Consider the following 17,755-nt stretch of genomic DNA (forward strand, 5'->3'; position numbering starts at 1 on the left):
GGCTCGAACCTGTCGGTGACCGTCTATGGGGGGCGGCCGTCGTGTTGATCCGGCGCTTGGGCGAACCGCGCGTTAAGCCGCCCCGCGGCGACGAGGGCAAGCGTTCAGCAAAACTGCGTCCGGCGCTACGGCGTTCTTCACGCGTCGGCGGCGTCGGCGGCGTCAGCCGGACGGCGCGCCGGTAGCGCGAACGAGAAGCGGCAGCCCGCGCCCGGTTCGCCGTGTGCCCATATCCTGCCGTGGTGCGCGTCGACGATCGAGCGAGCGACGGTGAGGCCCATTCCCATGCCGTCGCACTTGCTCGTGAAGAACGGCTCGAAAAGCTGGTCGATCGTCGCCTGTTCGACGCCGGGGCCCGTATCGCAGACGTCGAACACGACTTCGTCGGCATTCGCGGTGACCGACACGCTGAGCACGCGCTCGCGCGACGAACCGATATCGATCGCCTGGATACCATTGAGCAGCAGATTCGCGAGCACCTGCTGGATCAGCACCGGATCGGCGAATACGCGCGCGTCCGGATCGATCGAACGTTCGATGAGGACGTCCTTTGCGCTGGCTTCGGGCGAGACCAGAAACAGCGCGGCATGCACGGCGTCCGACGCCGCGAACTCGACGAACTGGACCGGCGCCTTGGCGATGAAGCCGCGAATCTTGCGGCATATCTCGGTCGCGTCGCGCGCCCAGCGCGCGGCGCGGGCGATGGCGGCCGTCGCTTCGCCGATGTCGGGCTCGTCGCGAGCGAGCCAGCGCAACGCGGCTTCGGCCGATGAACCGACGGCCGACAGCGGCTGGCTCACCTCGTGCAGGATCGATGCCGACATCTCGCCGAACAGCGACACGCGCGCGGCACGCGCGGCTTCCGCGCGCAACGCGTCGAGCCGGTCGCTGTGCTCCTTCTGTTCGGTCACGTCGAACGCGTAGAAATGCAGGCGCCGGTAGCCGTCCTCGTGCTTCGGCAGCGAGCAGCGCCACACGATCGGCACGCTGCGGCCCTTGAAGGTCAGCAGCGTGCGCTCGCCCTGGCACGCCGGGCGAGCGTCGTAGATGGCACGCAGCACCGCGCGGTTGCTCAATCGATCGGGCGGCAACAGGATCTGCGCATGCTCGAGGAAATGCGCTCTCGACTCCGCTTCGAACAGGCTCACCACCGCGTCGTTGACGGCTACCAGCGTGTGCTGCGCGCGCAGCTCCGCGACGGCGTGCGGATGCTCGTCGAAATAGCGGTCGAGATCGACGATGCCCGACCGCCGCAGCGCCTGCACCGCCCAATAAACGTGCGACCAGTCTTCGATCAGGATCGGTATCGGCGCCGACAGAAAGAACTCGCTTTCCGCCGGAGGTGAGCCGCCTGGCGGCTCGATCGTGAGGGTTGCGGACGTGGGCATTAGGACCAGGTGCTTGCGCTGAGGGCTCGCGTTGCGCGCGAAAAACCGGATGGACGGACGTGACGCATCGGGCCGGCGAACGATGCGTTGCATGTGCGTTCGATGCAAGTGCAACTATAAGGGAGATCGTTGCGCGTTGCAGCGCGTGCCGCGGGCGACGGATCGACAACCCAAACCTTGGTATGAGATGGAATCCACCACCGGCTGATGGTTCAGACGAAATCGTTCCACTAGACTCGCCTTCGACGTGAGTGAAGGGCGTGGTGCCGCGAAGCGGGGAATCGCCGAGGCGGGAGCTTCGCGGTTTCTTCGGCGCAACGCACCGATGGCGGGCGCTGCATGCGCGGTCGATGCGAGGGGAACGGAAGATATGACGCAGCCAACGTTTGCATACGACGATGTGTTCGAACGTGCACTGATGCGCTTGCTCGATCCGTCGAGAGGCGCAGGCGCGTGCGAGGGCGTGGCCGACGCGGCAGGTCGGCGGACGCGGCGCGGGGCGACCGCCGACGCTGCGGCCGACGTGGCCGACATGACCGCGCCTGCGGCCGTCAAGATCAGGATCGTCGAGATTCTGTCGGCGACGTCGGTCAGTGTGCGCTGGAGCGATCCGAGATTCGGGCATTTCGGCGAACAGGTATGGCGCTGCGTGACCGCGCGGATGGCGTCGCGCTGCGTGCTGACCGGTGTGCCGATCCATTGCGGCGATCGTGTGTATCGCCCGCAGGGGCGCGGCCGTACCGTGCCGTGCAACTGGGACAGGATGATCCACGCGGCAGCCGTCGCGCCGGGCACTTCGTGCATGGCGGACGACCAGTGACGCACGAGGGACCGCGGCCGGTATCGCACACTTCCACCTGGGCATGACCGTCGCGGCAGCGCGCCGGCGATACGTTGCCCGAAATCCGGTTGCGTTCCCGGCCCGGCCGGCGAGCGTGGCGTCACGCGAGACATGCTGTGCACGACAAGACGGTTTGCATCATCGACGATGAAATGGCGGTAAGGCAGTCGCTGGAATCGCTCGTGCGCTCGATGGGCGCGCGCGTGATGTTGTACGCGTCGGCCGAAGCGTTTCTCGCGCACGGAAGCGGCGGGCCGTTGCACTGCATCGTATGCGATATCCAGATGCCCGGTATGTCGGGCATCGAACTGCTCGCGTGCCTGCGCGCGCGCTGCTGCGACGTGCCGTTCATCTTCGTGACCGCGCACCTGAGCGCGCGGCGGCTGGGCGACGCGCAACGTCTCGGCGCATTGTGCGTCCTGGAGAAGCCGTTCGATCCGGGGGAACTGGTGCAGCGGCTGATGTGGGCGCTCGCGGATTGCTGACAGGGCGGCAGCGGAACACCTTCACTGCGTGCATGCGCTCTGACGGAGGCGCGGGTTGCGCCGCTGCCACCGTGGTCGCGATTCATTCGCCGGGACGCGTCGGCCGTGTTGCCGTGCAGCGTGCGAACCGGATGTGGGCCATACCATCACGATCGTACGGCGCCGACGAGGCGGCGCGCGCTGCCATATCGAGCGCCGCCCGACGCGCCGCTCGCGTCGTGTCCGCCATGCTCCACGGCGACGCACTGCCACGAGCGGCTGTCACTTTACGCAACACGTGATCGGTGGCGCACCGTCACGCGCGCGCCGCCTGCTGCGCTTCGAACATGCCGTGCAGAAGCTCGAGCGAGATCTCCGCGATCGGCGTGCCGTCATCGCTCAGGATTTCATACAGCAGTTCACCGGGCTGCGGGCGCATGCTGAACAGTACGATGGCGCCCTCATCGCCACCGCCCTCGCGATGCGGCGTCTCGGCCGCCGGCGTGATCGTGTAGATGCCGGTCGGACGCGCTTCCCGCAGGCTGCCGTCGTGTTCGTAGATGCGGTGCTCGCCCTGCACGACGAACGTATGGTTCAGCGATGTATGGCGATGCGAAACGATCTGCCGGCCCGCATCGAACCTGAAGATCACATCGGCGATTCGCTGCTCCATGTCGACGTTCATGATGAAGAACGCGAAGTGCGGGAATTCGCCGAAGGGCTGCCAATCAATTGCGCTGGCGTCGAAATTGCTAACGGTCATGCGTCTGTCTCCTGAATGGATCATGTCCGTTTACTTGGGGTGGGCGGAAACGTCCCATCAAGATATGCGCCGGATCGCACCCACACTTGCCATTTCGCGCCACGTGCCGATGCGGTGGTTCACCGGATCGGCGCGATGTCGGCTGTAGGCCTGACGCGCGCGCGGTCGATGGGGCCGCTGGTCGAGGCCGTGGTGCTATGCGGCGTTTCGGTCGAGCGCGCTGTTCGCGCGGGCCGGCTTGCCGCCGCGATTGATCGACGATCCGGACCATCTGATTCCGCTGCGGGACCAGTTGGCCCTGGTCGAGCATGCGCGGCGCGGTGGCGAAGCTCGCCATGCCGATGAACTGCTCGACGCGCCGAATCCGATGCGCACAACCGGCCCGCTGCACATTCCGCCGTCGCTGCCGGACGAGGACGACTTCGTCTGTACCGTGACCGAATTGGTTCGTACCAGCACGTTGCTGGACCAGCAGGCTCGCGTCGACTGGGTAGCGAAACGGCTCGGCATATCGAGCCGAATCCTGCAACGGCAGTTGGCGATGCACGGGCGCGATTTCCGGAGGATTCGTCAGGATCCGTCAGGCGGTTTCCTGTGAACGGGCGCACGCGATGCTCGCAACCGGGATGCGCGTGACCGAGATCGCGTATGAACTCGGCTACAGCGATCCCGCGCATTGTTCGCGCGCGTTTCGCGCGTGGACCGGGCGGCCTCCGCAGCGGTGGCGGTAGCGCCGCATTGGCAGTGCGTCGAGGTTGGGATCGCGAACGCGGAAATTCAGCAAAGCCGCGTGCTTCGGAGGCGATGCGACGGGGAGCAGATCGCGGCCACCGTCGATGCAGAGAACGCGCGCCTGTCCGCAGCGAATCCGGTCAAGAAGTTCGCGATATGCGTCACTGCGTTTGCCGAACGGTGCAACTCGATTCGCTCGGGTGGCGGTTCCCTGAGCCTAGCCTGGCCCATCGCTGGCGGCGGCAAGCAGCGGTACGACCAGATCGCTGATCGGCGTCGGAATGCCGTGAGATCGACCGAATCGCTGCACGACGCCGTTCCGGCAATCCCATTCGAGCGGGTGACCGTGCTGCCGGTCGGCGAGAATGGACGTGCCCAGATCGGGCGGATAGCGCCGAAATGCATCGACGATTTCCTGCGGCACGTCGTCGCCCAGCTTCGCCCCTTCCGCGCGGGCGACCACAAGACATTCGCGCAGATAAGCGAGCGACAGATCGGCGATGTCGCTTCGCGCGTACATTCCGGCGCGACGGCCGGTCAGCACCATGAGCCCCGCGACCGCGTTCTGCAACAGCTTGCGCCACGCGAGCGAGATGAAATCCTCGGCGACGTCGACCGAGCAGCGCGTGCCGCGCAAGGCCGACACCACCACGCTGCTCGCCGGCGTATCGGGCACAGTGAGGCGCGGCGCGGCGCGCAGCCACACCGACGCGCCCGACTCGCGTTGCGCCGGAAACCAGACCACCGACGGCACGACCGTCGCGCCCGCCGCGTACGGGGCGAAGGCGGCTTGCTGCTCGACGCCGTTCTGCAACACGCAGACGACGGAGTTCGTATCGCTGAGCGCGGCGAGCCATGGCGCGGCGCTCGCCACCTGGGTCGACTTCACTGCCACGAACACGAGATCGAACCGTTCGCGGATCGAATGCGGATCGGTGATGACGGGCCCCAGCACGACGATCTCGCCGCCATCGAAGCGCAATTTCAGTTGCGCGTGCGCCGAGCGGCCGCAGATCGCCGGCGTGCGGCCGGCTTCGTGAAGCGCGGCGGCGATGGTGGTTCCGATCGCGCCCGGGCCCACGACGGCGATGGTTGGGTGGTCACGCTTGGTCATCGTGTTCCTCCTGATTGGTCATGCGCCAGATGCGGACGCAGTGCGACGGCGAACGGAAAGATCGCCAGCGCGGTCAACGCGGTGGCATAGGTCGCGCCACGCACGCCGATCGCGTCGCCGAGGAAGCCGTAGAGCACCGGCGAAAGTGCGCCCGATGCAATCGTCCCCGTGTAGAAGATCGCGAACGCGCGCTCGGTGCGGTCGGGCGACGACATCTCCGGAACGGTTCCGTACAGCACCGACGATGTGCCGTTGAGCATCATGCCGAGGATCGGCAGCAGCACCATGGTAAGCGTCAACGGCAGATACATCATCGCGACGATGCACGCGGCCGTCCCGCCCTCCGTGAGCAGCACCGTGGCGACCACGCCGGTGCGCGCGCCGAGCCAGCCGCACATGAATTTGCCGGCCGCCCCGCCGATGAACACCAGCGCGAGCGCCGTGCCGACGAGTGGCGGCGACACGCCCTTTGCGTTGAGCAGGAACGGCAGAAACGTGAGCAAGCCCATGCGTACGGCCGTATCGAGCACGCCGATCGAGAACAGGGCCCGGAATCCGCTTCCCACCGCGCCGTCGCGGCGAGCCGGCGCCGCGGCGCCGGCCGTCACGTCGCGAGACGCCGACGGCACCGCGGGAAACGACGACGCGATGACCGCGGCGAGTACGCAGCCCAATCCGGCGACGATCCAGAGCGCGTGACGCCACGGCATCATCGTCGCGAACAGCGAAATGGCTGCCGGCAGCGCGGATTTCCCCAGATCGCCCGAAAAGTTGTAGATACCGAGCGGGCCTCTCGCGTCGCGCCCATAGCTGCGCGACACGGCCGCCGATGCGATCGGGTGCTGCGTGCTCGACCCGACGCCCGAAAGCGCCAACGCCGCGGACAAACCGAGCAGCCCGCCCGACATCCCCGCCAGCGCATAGCCCAGCGCGGCCAGCAGCGTGCCGACGGCGAGCGTGGCGCGACTGCCGAAGCGTTCCGCCAGACGCCCCGCAGGCAATTGCAGCGTCGCCATCGTGCCGGCATAGACGCCGCGCACGATCGCGAGCGCGGCGAAGTCGAGCCCGAACTCCGCCTGCCACACCGGCAGCAAGGCGTAAATCATGTCCGTATAGCCGTCGTGCAATGCGTGCGCAATGCACGATAGCCACAGCACGCGCGGCCGCGATTGCGCAGCGTCCGCGGCCATCGGAGGGGAAAAATCCGGCAAGCGCATCGTGGTTCTCTCCGTACGCGAGGGAGGTGGGAGCCGCTCGTGGTGTCGATTTCAGCCTCGCCGTGCGAATTCTATGACCGAGCTCGAGGGCATTTCAATTGAGCTAAAATCGCGCCACCAGAGAGAAAAAGTCACGCCATGAGCGGAATCGGAGAAATTGCGAAGTACCGGGACGAGTTGCCGCCGCTCAATGCGCTGCGCGCGTTCGACGCGGTCGCGCGGCACGGCAGCTTCGCGGGCGCCGCGGTCGAACTGCACGTCACCCACTGGGCCGTAGGAAAGCAGATCCGCTTGCTGGAAGACTGGTTCGGCCGCCCGTTGTTCGACCGTCGCCCGCGCGGCGTCGTGCTGACCGACGACGGCGCCGCGTTGCTCGGCGACGTCAGCAGTGCGTTCGAGCGCCTCGGGACCGCGGCGGTGCGGCTGCGCCAGCACGCGTCGACGCAGCGGATATCAGGTGTCGTGCGGGTGAACGTGCCGATGAGCTTCGCGTTTTGCTGGCTGCTGCCACGGCTCGCCGATTTCCATGCGCGTTACCCCGACATCGACGTGCGGGTGTCGACGACATCGCGCAAGCTGCGCTATGTCGCCGACGCGTTCGATATCGGCGTCCGGTCCGGTGCGGAGGAAGGTGCGAGCGTGGTGTCGCGATCGTTGATGGCCGACTTGCGCATGCCGGCGTGCAATCCCGCATTGTTGCGTCAGCATCCGATACAGAGCGTGACCGACCTGCGCCATCACACGCTGCTGCATTCGGCCACCACGCGCTCCGCGTGGTCGCACTGGTTGAAGGCGGCCGGCGCCTCCGATCTGCGGGCGGTGCGCCACGTCGAATTCGATCACGTGAACCTTCAGCTATGCGCGGCCGTCGAGGGGCTCGGCGTGGCGCTGGCGTCGCTGCCGCTGATCAGTCGCGATCTCGCCGAGGGGCGGCTCGTGTGTCCAATCGCAGCGCCGGTATGGCGCGCTGACGACTACATGCTGGTGACGAATGCCGATCGCAGCGCAGATCCCGTGGTAGCCGCGTTCGAGCAATGGATCGAACACATGGCCGGCCGCGACGGCGGCGCGTGAGCGCGTGGCGCAACGACAGTGTGTGTGGTCGAGCGCCTCGGTTTGACCGGCCGCCGGCTTTCGCGGCGATCCGAAGCAACGCACCCGAGGACGCTCTCGAGAATTGAAATGCCCGACCTGACGGGTCAGCTGAGGAAGACGACCTTGCCGCCGACCAGGTGGTACATGGCGCCGACGATCTTGATCTTCCCGTCCTTCTCCAACTGGGCCAGCACGCTGCTGCGGCGACGGATCTCGCTGATCGTCAGTTGAACATTGGTCGTCGCGACCGCGTCGACGAACTCGTTGTTCTTGCTGCTTCGGTCGCCGGTGTACGTGGTGCTCTCGACCGCGGGTTTGATTTTCGCGAGCAACTCGGTCAGATTTCCGAGTTCCGCGCCGTCGATGGCTCCCTTGATTGCGCCACAGGACGTGTGCCCCATTACCAGCACGACTTTCGAGCCGGCCACGGCACAGGCATATTCGAGACTGCCCAACAGGTCGTCGTTGGCGACGTTGCCGGCGACGCGGGCATTGAAGGTATCGCCGATGCCGGCATCGAGAATGACTTCCGCCGGTGCGCGCGAGTCAATGCAGCTCAGAATCACGGCGGCAGGGTATTGACCGTTTACGCTGGCCCGCTTCTGGGCGAGGTAATCATGCGTATGCATTTTGCCCAATCGGAATCGGTCATTACCCTTCTTGATCATCTCCAGCACGTCGTCGGGCGTCATCGCGTCACGCTGGGCCTTGGTCAGCGCAGCCGCTTCCGCGGCCCCGGGAAATATCCCGCCGACGATTCCGAGCGCCGCGATGCCGAATGCGGATTTCAGGGTGGCGCGACGCCCGATGTGGTGCGCGGTACAGCAATCGCTATCTTCGTGATTCATTGATACCTCCGGAGTATATTTTCCCGTAATTGAAACTTGGCGCCCATGAAAATTACAGCGCGCAATGAGGCGTTGCAAGAATCGTTTTTGATATAGATCAATTGCGTTGTGGAATTTCGGTATTTCAAATTTCCAGACTGCTAAACATTAAATGAGGATATCGTTTTGTTTATCAATCTGATATCGTTATTTAAAGTATTGTATTCCGATTTTGTGCGTGACATTCTCGCGCTATTTGTGGTATTGATTTGGCGCGTTATGCATGTAAATTGAAGCGCGCCGTGTATTAAGTCGACGACGCGGCGCGATACCGGGAAAGCGCGTACGCCGGAGGCTCTGACGGATAGACGTGCCCGCGCGGCAGGCGGCGGGCGCCGGTTTTCATCGCGATAAAACGATTTGGATCACATACGAAATCGACCGCGAGTTCTACTCACGGTAGAATGCGAGCATACAAGCCCGCATGGAACGTACACAAGCCCATCTTCTGACGACGCTCGTGTGAATACTCGCAATGGACGACAAATGCGCGCGTGAAACTGCGAAGCGGGGATTGCAGGCGCCGTTGGGTCGGGTCTAAACGCGCAGCGCGTTCGACGGCCCGCGGTTCGACATCGAGATTGTTCCGGAGTCGGCCTGTCACGTCCGCTAGAGGCCATTTCGTTTTTCTGCCGTTTTTGGAGTTGTCATGTCCCACGTCGCATTGACCACCAACGTCGCGGTTGCCGACGATCACCCGATCGTATTGCGCGCCGTGACGAGCTACTTCGACTCACTGCCGGGGTTCCGCGTGGCCGCGGCGGTCTCGTCGGGCAGCGCGTTGCTGGATGCGCTCCGCGAGCAAAAGGTCGATCTGGTCGTGACCGACTTCGCGATGCAGCAGGGCGATGACGACAAGGACGGATTGCGCCTGATCTCCCAGTTGATGCGGGCCTACGAACACACGCCGGTGGTCGTCTTCACGATGCTCACGAATGCGGGCTTGATCAATCAGCTGTGCAGGATGGGCGTGGCCGGAGTGGTCGGGAAGGAAGAGGAGATCGGCGAACTCGGCCAGGTCTGCAGAAAGATCCTGAACGGCGCGACGCAATCGTTGTCGCCGGGCATGGCCCACCGGCTCGCGCTGGCCGGCAGTTTGAAGCCCGGCATGTCGGACTTCCAGGCATTGACGCCGAAGGAGCTCGAGGTCGTGCGGCTGTTCGTGACCGGCGTGGCACTGACGGACATCGCACGCATGCTCAATCGTTCGCTCGGGACGATTTCCACGCAAAAGCGTTCTGCAATGCGCAAACTTCATGTGGAGACGAACGTCGATCTGATCGACTGCGCGCGTGAGCAGGGACTGCTCTGATGCAGAGCATTCTTCAAGAATCCGACGGCTCGCCGCTGAAGAAATTCTATTCGGTCGAATCCAATCTGACGCGCGAGCGTCGCGTGTTTTCCGTCGTCATTGCGCTGCTCGTGGCGCTTGCGCTGGCCGTGTCGATCATCACGATCGTCGGATTGTTCCAGACGGCGTTCAGGCAGGAGGAGCAAGCCGCGCGCATTCACGAGAGGGAGGTGGTCGATACCTTCCTGCAGCGGCGCATGGTGCTCACGACGGCCGCGCTCGTACTGCAGTTGCGGATGAACGGCACACCGGCGATGACGAGCGTGGCCGCACCGAACACGTGCACGGCGATCGACCAGAACAAGGTCGACGACAACGCGCTGCGCGAGAGCTGCGACTACACGGTGCAATTGCTGACGAACACCGGGCAGGCGCCCAGCATCGGCATGGTCACCGCGGACGGCTCGGTCGGCTACGGTCATCTGTTTCCGATGGGCGACCTGAGTGCGCTGCGTTCGAGCACGCCGGCCGAACTCGTCGCCGCCGTGCTGGATCGCTACAAGAGGCGCGGCATCGACCCAGCGGAAGCCGCCCGCAAGAAACAGATCCTCTGGTTCGCAGTCGGGAGCGGCGGGCAGGGCGGCGAGTTGCACATGGTCGGCGCTTCCGTGGTGTTCAGGGGCGACGAGCTCTATGCGATCGTGCTGACAAGCGTGGATCTGCACAGCCTGATCGCGACGATCGAGCGCGCGGGGCGCGTTCAGCAGCCGGTCGTGGTGGATGCGGACGGCGTGCCACTGGTCGATGCGGCCGACGTCGCGATGGTCCGCCGCGTCGACGCGAGCCTCGTCACGAAACAGGATGGCCTGTATCACTGGGTGCCGGGATTCGGCTGGGCGCTGCGCCGCCCGGCGCTGTACGCGGGGTTCGGGCACATGATGTACCTGCTGCCGCTCGAGCTGCAGCTGCGGTCGATGCGTTACGAGCTGTGGCTGATCGGCGGCGCCACGATCGTGCTGATCGCGCTGCTGTTCATCGCGTTCCGCTACTGGAACTACCGGTTTCTGACGCGCATCTATTCGGAGGCATCGCGCGCGCTCGAAAGCGAGATGCTCAATCACTTGCTGGTGCATGCGACGCCGGTGGGCCTGTGCATCGTGCGGCGCGTGACGCTCGAGATCGTGGTCGCGAACCCGATCGCGCGCACGATGCTCGGGCTGCGGATCGCTGACAAGCATCTGCCGCCCGAGTTGCAGAACACGTTCGAATCGGCGCTCACGGACCAGGACGCCGACGCGGACGATTCCCGCATTTTCCAGTTCCCGTTCGCGCTGTCGCGCGCCGGGCATGCGGCCGTCTACATCGAGATCACCTACGCGCCCGCGACGCTGAACGGCCAGGAGGTGTTCTTCTGCGCGATCACCGACATGACGGTCCATCATCAGGCGGAAATCCTGCTGAGGGAGGCCAAGCTGACGAGCGATGCCGCCGCGAAGGCCAAGGTCGCCTTCTTCGCGTCGATGAGCCACGAGATCCGCACACCGCTCGCGTCGCTCGTCGGCAACATCGAGCTGCTCGCAGGCGGCGCGCTCGTGCCGGAGCAGCAGGCTCGCGTGAAGGCGATGGAGACGTCGGCCCGCGGGCTGATGCAGATCGTCAACGACGTGCTCGACTTTTCGAAGATCGACGTCGGCGAGCTGAGCCTGATGGAAGAATGGGCGTGCGTCGCCGATCTGCTCGAGCGTCTCGCGCTGTCGCACGCATCGCTCGCGACGCAGCAAGGGTTGAAGTTCTATACGGTGTTCGAGCGCAACCTCCCGTCGCGGCTCTACTTCGACCCGATCCGCATTTCGCAGATCGTCAACAACCTGCTGAGCAACGCGCTGAAGTTCACGCCGTCCGGGAAGATCGTGCTGCGCGCGAGCTGGCGCGCGGGCGAGCTCGAGATCAGCGTGACGGACTCCGGCATCGGCATTCCGGACGACCTGAAACAGCGACTGTTCCTGCCGTTTACGCAAGGCGACAGCAACCGGCTTACGCAAGCGCGCGGCACCGGCCTCGGGCTGTCGATCTGCGCGCGCCTGTGCGACTTGATGAAAGGACAGATGGATTTGCAGAGCACGGTGGGCGTCGGAACGCGCATCACCGTCACGCTGCCGCTGAAGGCCTCCGAGGGCGATGTGAGCTGCGCCGGCTGGACGCTGCCGTATCGTCGCGTCGCCGTGCTGTGCCGCGCGCAGGAGAACCTCGAATGGCTCGGCAACTTGTTCGACCCGGCCGACGCAGTCGTGACGGCCGTGTCGAATCCGGTGGACCCGATCGACGCGCATGCGCACGAGTTCCTGATCGTGACGGACGAGTTCGCGCCGGCGGAAGTGTTGGCGTGGTGGCCGACGCCTGGCTCGATCGTGTGGGCCGCGCAGGCCGGGCCGCTGGTGCCAAGCCGGCGCGACGACGGCGGTATCGAGATCAGCATCTACAGCCTCGAGGGATTGAAGTCGGCGGCACGGATGCTGACGGCGGGACGCGACGTGCCGATCGGCGTGGCGAACCTGCGCGGCGGCGCCGGTGCCGCGACGATCCTGATCGTCGAAGACAACCTGCTCAATCGCAGCTTGCTGCTCGATCAGCTGACCACGCTCGGCGCGCACGTGATCGAGGCGACCAACGGCGAGGAAGCGCTGGCGCTGCTGTCGAAGGAGACCGTCGACATCGTGATGACCGACATCGACATGCCGGTGATGGACGGATTCCGGTTGCTCGCCGAGATGCGGGCGCAGGGTTTCGCGATTCCGGTCTATGCGGTCAGCGCGAGCACGCGGCCGGAAGACATCGCCGAGGGGCGCGCCCGCGGCTTCACCGACTATCTGGCCAAACCCGTTCCGCTCGAGACGCTCGCGGCCATCGTGCGGCAAAGCGCCGAGCGTGGCCGCTGTGACAAGCGGCGGGGCGACGAAGGTGATGTGGCCGACGCGCTTCCCGACGTACCCGACGTGCCGCAAGCGTACGTGGAGGCCTTCCGCATCCAGGCCGGCCGGGAACTCGCCGAGTTCGACGAGGTGATGCGCGAGCGTACGCTGACGCGGCTCAGGCACTGGCTGCATGGCGTCGCAGGCGGGCTTGCGGTGCTCGGGCCGTCCGGGTTGTACGAGCAATGCCAGGAGCTGCGGACCTACGCGCGCGAAGCGGTCGAATGGGATCGCGAAGTCGAATTGCAGGCGATGGCCATCCGCGATCAGCTTGCGTACATGGCCGCGGTCCTGGCGCGACGCTGATCGTCAGCCGCGCGACGTTGCGCATTGATCCGGCGCGCGCGATTTGGCGCGCCGGGCCCGGTCTGTCGCAAAGCACGTGCTCGTCATCCTCCCGATCTCTGAATCTAAGAATTGTGATTCGCGCGCCGCTGTGCCCGGTTTACCTTTGACGGAAGTTCGCGCGCGCATCGCAGCAAACGCTTCGGATCAGGGGTGGCACGATGCGACGTCGCGCGCGACGGACATGAGGCGCCGCAATCGCGGCCCGTCGATAACGGCGTCTTTGGGAGAGCAACATGGGAGCGGGCATCCCGCATCATCGGGACGCATGGACCGCTTGGGAGCACGAGGTCGACTTCCCGTTCCGGGCGGCCGAGCTCGAGCAGGCGATCGAGCTCGGTGAGTTCGCAATCGATTACCAGCCCATCGTTTCGACGTGGTCGGCGGCCGTGACCGGCGCGGAAGCGATGGCGACATGGCATCACCCGCGATGGGGTGCATTGAGTCAGGCAGTTTCGTACGCGATTGCAGATCGGCTGGGCGTATCGGCGAGCATCAGCGAATATGTCGTGCGTGAGGTGTGCCGGCAGTTGGGCCAGTGGTACAAGCAGCGCAGTGGCGCGCTGCCGATCTCGCTGAGGCTGTCGGGCGCGCGGCTGTGTGCCGACGGAATGTCGGAGCATCTGGCGCGGTCGGTCGCGGAATTCGGCGTGGCGCCGGCGCAGTTGACGCTCGACATTCCGGAGATGCCCGAGCGCGAGGAATCGCAGTCGTTGCTCGACACGCTCAAACGTTTGCGACGAAAGGGATTCGGCATCGTGTTGAGCGATTTCTGCGCGCACCACACGGCGATGTCGACGTTGCTGGTGTTGCCGGTGACGGGCGTGAAGTTCAGCGAGCCGTTCACCGCGCGCTTGCCGCAGTCGACGACGGCCGAGGCTATTCTGTCGAGCGTGTCGCGCCTTGCACATGACCTGCGCTTGACCTTGACTGTGTCCGGCGTCGACAGCGCAAGCCAGCTCGAATTCCTGCGAAAGTACCGCCACATCGACTTGCAGGGCGACGCGCTGTTCAAGCCGATGAACGCGCAAGCCTTGCTTGCTTGTGCCGACGGGCGCGGGTCGTCATGAGGCTCTTGTCGTGAGGCGCTATGCCCGCTTGTCGCTCGCAACGAGTTCCGGGAACCCGAGGTACCGCAGTAACGCGGCGGCGTGACGCCGCCGCATGTGCCGCTGCTCCGTTCATACGATCAAGGCGCCGCAATGCAACGCGTCGAGTACGCTGTTGTGTCAAGTCCCGCACCGGGATGTCGGCGAAAACATCGCTCGCAGCAATGCGCCGGCGTTCGTGAGCGCAATGCGGAGTGCGCGTGATTCAACGCGTGTTCATGCCCACCAAGTTGGAACATCGTGTATCCGGGCTTCGCATGAAGCGCGGCGTCGATTGGATAGCGATCGAGCAGCGATGAAAGGCGTTTCGCCGCCAGTCGCGGATCTGGTTCACTCTTCGGTTTGAACTCCATTTGCCAGCGGTGCGACCGATCCGAGGTACGCGTCCCTGCGCGTGCAGGTGCGGCGAAGCGCGCGTGCCAGGCGCAGCCCGTGGAAATACACGACCGGTTCAATGGAAAATCGCCGGTCTGCCTGAGGTGTCGTCGACGCGCGTGCTCGTAGCTCTTCAAGGGCGACTGTCGACAGCTTGCTGCGCTTCTATCATCTGATCCCTGTTTCGGCTTCGTGACCTGAGTCGCTGCAGGCTCGCGTCGATATCCATCTGTCGGTTGCCGTTCGTACATACGTACTTGTGTCGCTGCGGATTCGGACGTGTACGGAAAATTAGAACAATTGAGATATTCTGATTTTCTGTATCTCGATATCTTTGAGTCTAGATCTCGCGGGGTGATGTGAAGACATTCTGTCCTTGGCGAGCCTTCTCGATTAATCCGATGTGCCGGGTTAATTCCATGTTCTGACCGTGTCGTTGACGACGCTTCCGGCTCGATTCGAGTCATGTGTGTCCGCCATCAACGTAGCACTACGAACTAAATTCGTGGGAGGATTGCATGAACAAGATTTACAAAACGGTGTGGTGCGAAGCGACGCGTACGTGGCTTGCAGTGTCGGAGAACGCAGTAGGGCACGCTGGCGGAACGTCGAAGATCGTCGAGCCTGCGCTCGAAACGAAGCGCTTTTTGAAGGTGACGCTTCTGGGTGCGGCAGCATTGCTTGCGCTCGGCATGGTCGGACCGTTTGCCCCCGAGGCGCACGCTGCATCGAATACTGGCTTGTGTTTGACGTACAAGGGCGGCACCAACAACGTCAGCGGCAACGGTGGCGTGCTGTCCAACGGCTGTAATTCGGCAGCCTGGATCAATGGCTTGACGCCCGGTGGATCGACCGATTGGGTCGGGTTGACCGCGGACGATACGCAGGTCGTTCTCGACGGCAATGCTGGCAAGATTTACTTCCGCACGGGCGGAGCGAATGGCAACGTATTGACGATGTCGAATGCAACCGATGGCATATTGCTCAGCGGTGTGGCTGCCGGTGTCCGGTCGACCGACGCCGTCAACATGTCGCAGCTGAACTCGCTGTCGACGTCGACTGCGAGCAGCGTCAGTTCGCTGTCTACTTCCACGGCCAGCGAAATCGCATCGTTGTCTACTTCTACGGCTGGCGACATCGCATCGTTGTCGGATTCGACGGCAAACAGCCTCGCCTCGTTGTCGACGTCGACAAGCGGCAGCATTGCATCGTTGTCGACTTCGACGAACAATGGCTTTGCATCCTTGTCGACTTCGACGGCAAACAGCATCACGTCGTTGTCGACGTCGACGGCGGAGAGCATTGCATCGCTTTCGACCAGCATGCTGTCAACCGGCACGAGCGTCGTGACGCAGGATGCGACGACCGGTGCAATCAGCGTCGGCGCCGAGTCGACCGGCCGCACGGTGGATTTCGCGGGCAGCGAAGGAACGCGTACGCTGACGGGTATCTCCGCCGGCGTCGAGGATACGGACGCCGTCAACGTCAGCCAACTGCATTCTCTGTCGACCACGACGTCGAACAGCCTGACTTCGCTGTCGACAGGGTTGTCATCGAGCGAACGTGACGTGTCGTCGTTGTCCACGTCGCTGCTTGGCACTGCGGACGAGGTCGCGACGCTGTCGACGAGACTCAGCACGGTCAACGCGAACCTGAGCGATCTCGGCGCGACTATAAACGGTCTCCAGACGTCGATGGGCAACGCCGTGTCTTATGACGATTCGTCGCGGGCATTCATCACGCTCGGCGGGGTAGGCGCCACGAACGCAGTCCTACTGACGAACGTCGCGGCCGGTACGATTTCGGCTACCAGCACGGATGCGGTCAATGGCTCGCAAGTGCACACTCTGCAGCAGGACTTCGCCGCGCAGTACGACGTGCTGACGTCGCAAGTGTCGTCGCTCAGCACAGCGGTAGTCGGCCTGGAGAGCGCCGCGAGCGAGAACGCCGCCGTGTCTCCCGACAGCAGCACCGCGTCGGGCGACAACAGCACGGCGACGGGTACGAACTCGACGGCGACCGGTGAGAACAGCACCGCGACCGGCACCGACTCGACCGCATCCGGCAACAAGACGACGGCGACCGGTACGGAGTCGATCGCATCGGGCGACAACAGCACGGCGACGGGCACGAACTCGACGGCGACCGGCGAGAACAGCACGTCAACCGGCACCGACTCGACCGCATCCGGCAACAAGACGACGGCGACCGGTACGGAGTCGATCGCATCGGGCGACAACAGCACGGCGACGGGTACGAACTCGACAGCGACCGGTGAGAACAGCACCGCGACCGGCACCGACTCGACCGCATCCGGTGTGGGCTCCACCGCAACCGGTGAGAAGGCTTCGGCAATGGCGGACGGCACGACGGCCACGGGCAACAACTCGACGGCCTCGGGCACCAATAGCACGGCGAACGGCTCAAGCTCGGTTGCCTCCGGCGACAGCAGCACGGCATTCGGCGCGAGCTCGGCGGCGACCGGCGAAGGCAGTACCGCGCTTGGCGTGAATTCGGTTGCGTCCGGCACGAACGGCGTCGCGACCGGCTCGGGTGCGGTTGCGGCGGGCTCGCACAGCTCGGCGTACGGCACGAACGCCAGCGCGACGGGCGAGCGCAGCGTCGCGATGGGCGAGGGCGCTGTCGCATCGGGTTCGAATTCGGTGGCGCTCGGAACGGGCTCCGTCGCGAACGAGGCCAATACGGTGTCGGTCGGTTCGTCCGGCAATGAGCGCCGCGTCACCAACCTCGCAGCGGGCGTGGCCGATACGGATGCAGTGAACGTCGGGCAGTTGAACGCCACCGTTTCCGGCATCCAGAACCAGTTGTCGAGCATGCAAGGCCAGATCAACTCGGTCGCGCGTGATGCGTACTCCGGTATTGCAGCGGCAACGGCACTGACGATGATTCCGGACGTCGACGCGGCGAAGACGCTGGCGGTCGGTATCGGCACCGCGAACTACAAGGGGTATCAGGCATCCGCGCTCGGTGCTACCGCACGCATTACGCAGAACCTGAAGGTGCGAGCCGGCGTGAGCTACAGCAGCAGCAATTATGTCTGGGGTGCGGGCGCGTCGTATCAGTGGTAAGTCGCCGGCTGCGACGCTCGACGCTGGCAATCGACCGTACGGTCGAGACGCCAGCGTCGGCGTTGCAGAGCGCGTA

General features: G+C 64.6%; 14 protein-coding genes. 9 read left to right on the forward strand and 5 right to left on the reverse strand.

What is annotated here, in order from left to right:
- Positions 1-137: 137 nt before the first annotated feature.
- Entirely contained in the window at positions 138-1,388 is a 1,251-nt protein-coding gene (locus MBR110_RS25255) for a sensor histidine kinase (RefSeq protein WP_258570002.1), read from the reverse strand.
- A gap of 532 nt (positions 1,389-1,920) precedes the next feature.
- On the opposite strand from MBR110_RS25255, the gene MBR110_RS32300 reads away from it, so the two are divergent.
- Positions 1,921-2,208, forward strand: a complete 288-nt coding sequence (locus MBR110_RS32300; RefSeq protein ID WP_059740502.1) for a DUF3331 domain-containing protein — start codon at positions 1,921-1,923, stop codon at positions 2,206-2,208.
- Between the two features lie 137 nt (positions 2,209-2,345).
- Positions 2,346-2,714: a response regulator transcription factor gene (locus MBR110_RS25265; RefSeq protein WP_181709655.1), complete on the forward strand. Its 369-nt coding sequence runs from the start codon at positions 2,346-2,348 to the stop codon at positions 2,712-2,714.
- A 295-nt stretch (positions 2,715-3,009) separates the two neighbouring features.
- On the opposite strand, the gene MBR110_RS25270 is transcribed toward MBR110_RS25265, so the two are convergent.
- Positions 3,010-3,456, reverse strand: a complete 447-nt coding sequence (locus MBR110_RS25270; protein WP_181709656.1) for a cupin domain-containing protein — start codon at positions 3,454-3,456, stop codon at positions 3,010-3,012.
- A 250-nt stretch (positions 3,457-3,706) separates the two neighbouring features.
- On the opposite strand from MBR110_RS25270, the gene MBR110_RS25275 reads away from it, so the two are divergent.
- The gene (locus MBR110_RS25275; RefSeq protein WP_181709657.1) at positions 3,707-4,054 is read left to right on the forward strand and encodes a hypothetical protein; all 348 of its coding nucleotides are present in this window, start codon (positions 3,707-3,709) and stop codon (positions 4,052-4,054) included.
- 28 nt (positions 4,055-4,082) lie between these two features.
- Positions 4,083-4,187, forward strand: coding sequence for a helix-turn-helix domain-containing protein (locus MBR110_RS32640; protein WP_366918699.1), 105 nt, complete (start codon positions 4,083-4,085; stop codon positions 4,185-4,187).
- Between the two features lie 218 nt (positions 4,188-4,405).
- On the opposite strand, the gene MBR110_RS25285 is transcribed toward MBR110_RS32640, so the two are convergent.
- Together MBR110_RS25285 and MBR110_RS25290 are read right to left on the reverse strand one after the other, a co-directional pair.
- Entirely contained in the window at positions 4,406-5,302 is an 897-nt protein-coding gene (locus MBR110_RS25285; RefSeq protein WP_175984332.1) for an oxidoreductase, read from the reverse strand.
- On the reverse strand, positions 5,299-6,519 hold the full coding sequence (locus MBR110_RS25290; RefSeq protein ID WP_175900112.1) for an MFS transporter: 1,221 nt from the start codon (positions 6,517-6,519) through the stop codon (positions 5,299-5,301). The genes MBR110_RS25285 and MBR110_RS25290 overlap by 4 nt, the downstream gene beginning before the upstream one ends.
- Positions 6,520-6,657: 138 nt before the next feature.
- On the opposite strand from MBR110_RS25290, the gene MBR110_RS25295 reads away from it, so the two are divergent.
- On the forward strand, positions 6,658-7,593 hold the full coding sequence (locus MBR110_RS25295; protein WP_181709658.1) for a LysR substrate-binding domain-containing protein: 936 nt from the start codon (positions 6,658-6,660) through the stop codon (positions 7,591-7,593).
- A 125-nt stretch (positions 7,594-7,718) separates the two neighbouring features.
- On the opposite strand, the gene MBR110_RS25300 is transcribed toward MBR110_RS25295, so the two are convergent.
- Positions 7,719-8,462, reverse strand: a complete 744-nt coding sequence (locus MBR110_RS25300; RefSeq protein ID WP_014725792.1) for a carbonic anhydrase family protein — start codon at positions 8,460-8,462, stop codon at positions 7,719-7,721.
- Positions 8,463-9,150: 688 nt separating this feature from the next.
- Here MBR110_RS25300 and MBR110_RS25305 point away from each other — a divergent pair.
- From MBR110_RS25305 to MBR110_RS25320, 4 genes are all read left to right on the forward strand, one after another.
- Entirely contained in the window at positions 9,151-9,813 is a 663-nt protein-coding gene (locus tag MBR110_RS25305; RefSeq protein WP_014725793.1) for a response regulator transcription factor, read from the forward strand.
- Positions 9,813-13,067 (forward strand): ATP-binding protein, encoded by a 3,255-nt coding sequence (locus MBR110_RS25310; RefSeq protein WP_181709659.1) that lies wholly within the window; start codon positions 9,813-9,815, stop codon positions 13,065-13,067. Before MBR110_RS25305 ends, MBR110_RS25310 begins: the two co-directional genes overlap by 1 nt.
- A gap of 275 nt (positions 13,068-13,342) precedes the next feature.
- Positions 13,343-14,176, forward strand: coding sequence for an EAL domain-containing protein (locus MBR110_RS25315; RefSeq protein ID WP_059897260.1), 834 nt, complete (start codon positions 13,343-13,345; stop codon positions 14,174-14,176).
- Positions 14,177-15,108: 932 nt separating this feature from the next.
- Positions 15,109-17,679, forward strand: a complete 2,571-nt coding sequence (locus MBR110_RS25320; RefSeq protein WP_181709660.1) for a YadA-like family protein — start codon at positions 15,109-15,111, stop codon at positions 17,677-17,679.
- Positions 17,680-17,755: the final 76 nt, after the last annotated feature.

This window comes from Burkholderia sp. MBR-1 (assembly GCF_013822785.1).
GTDB classification, from domain to species: Bacteria; Pseudomonadota; Gammaproteobacteria; order Burkholderiales; family Burkholderiaceae; genus Burkholderia; species Burkholderia vietnamiensis.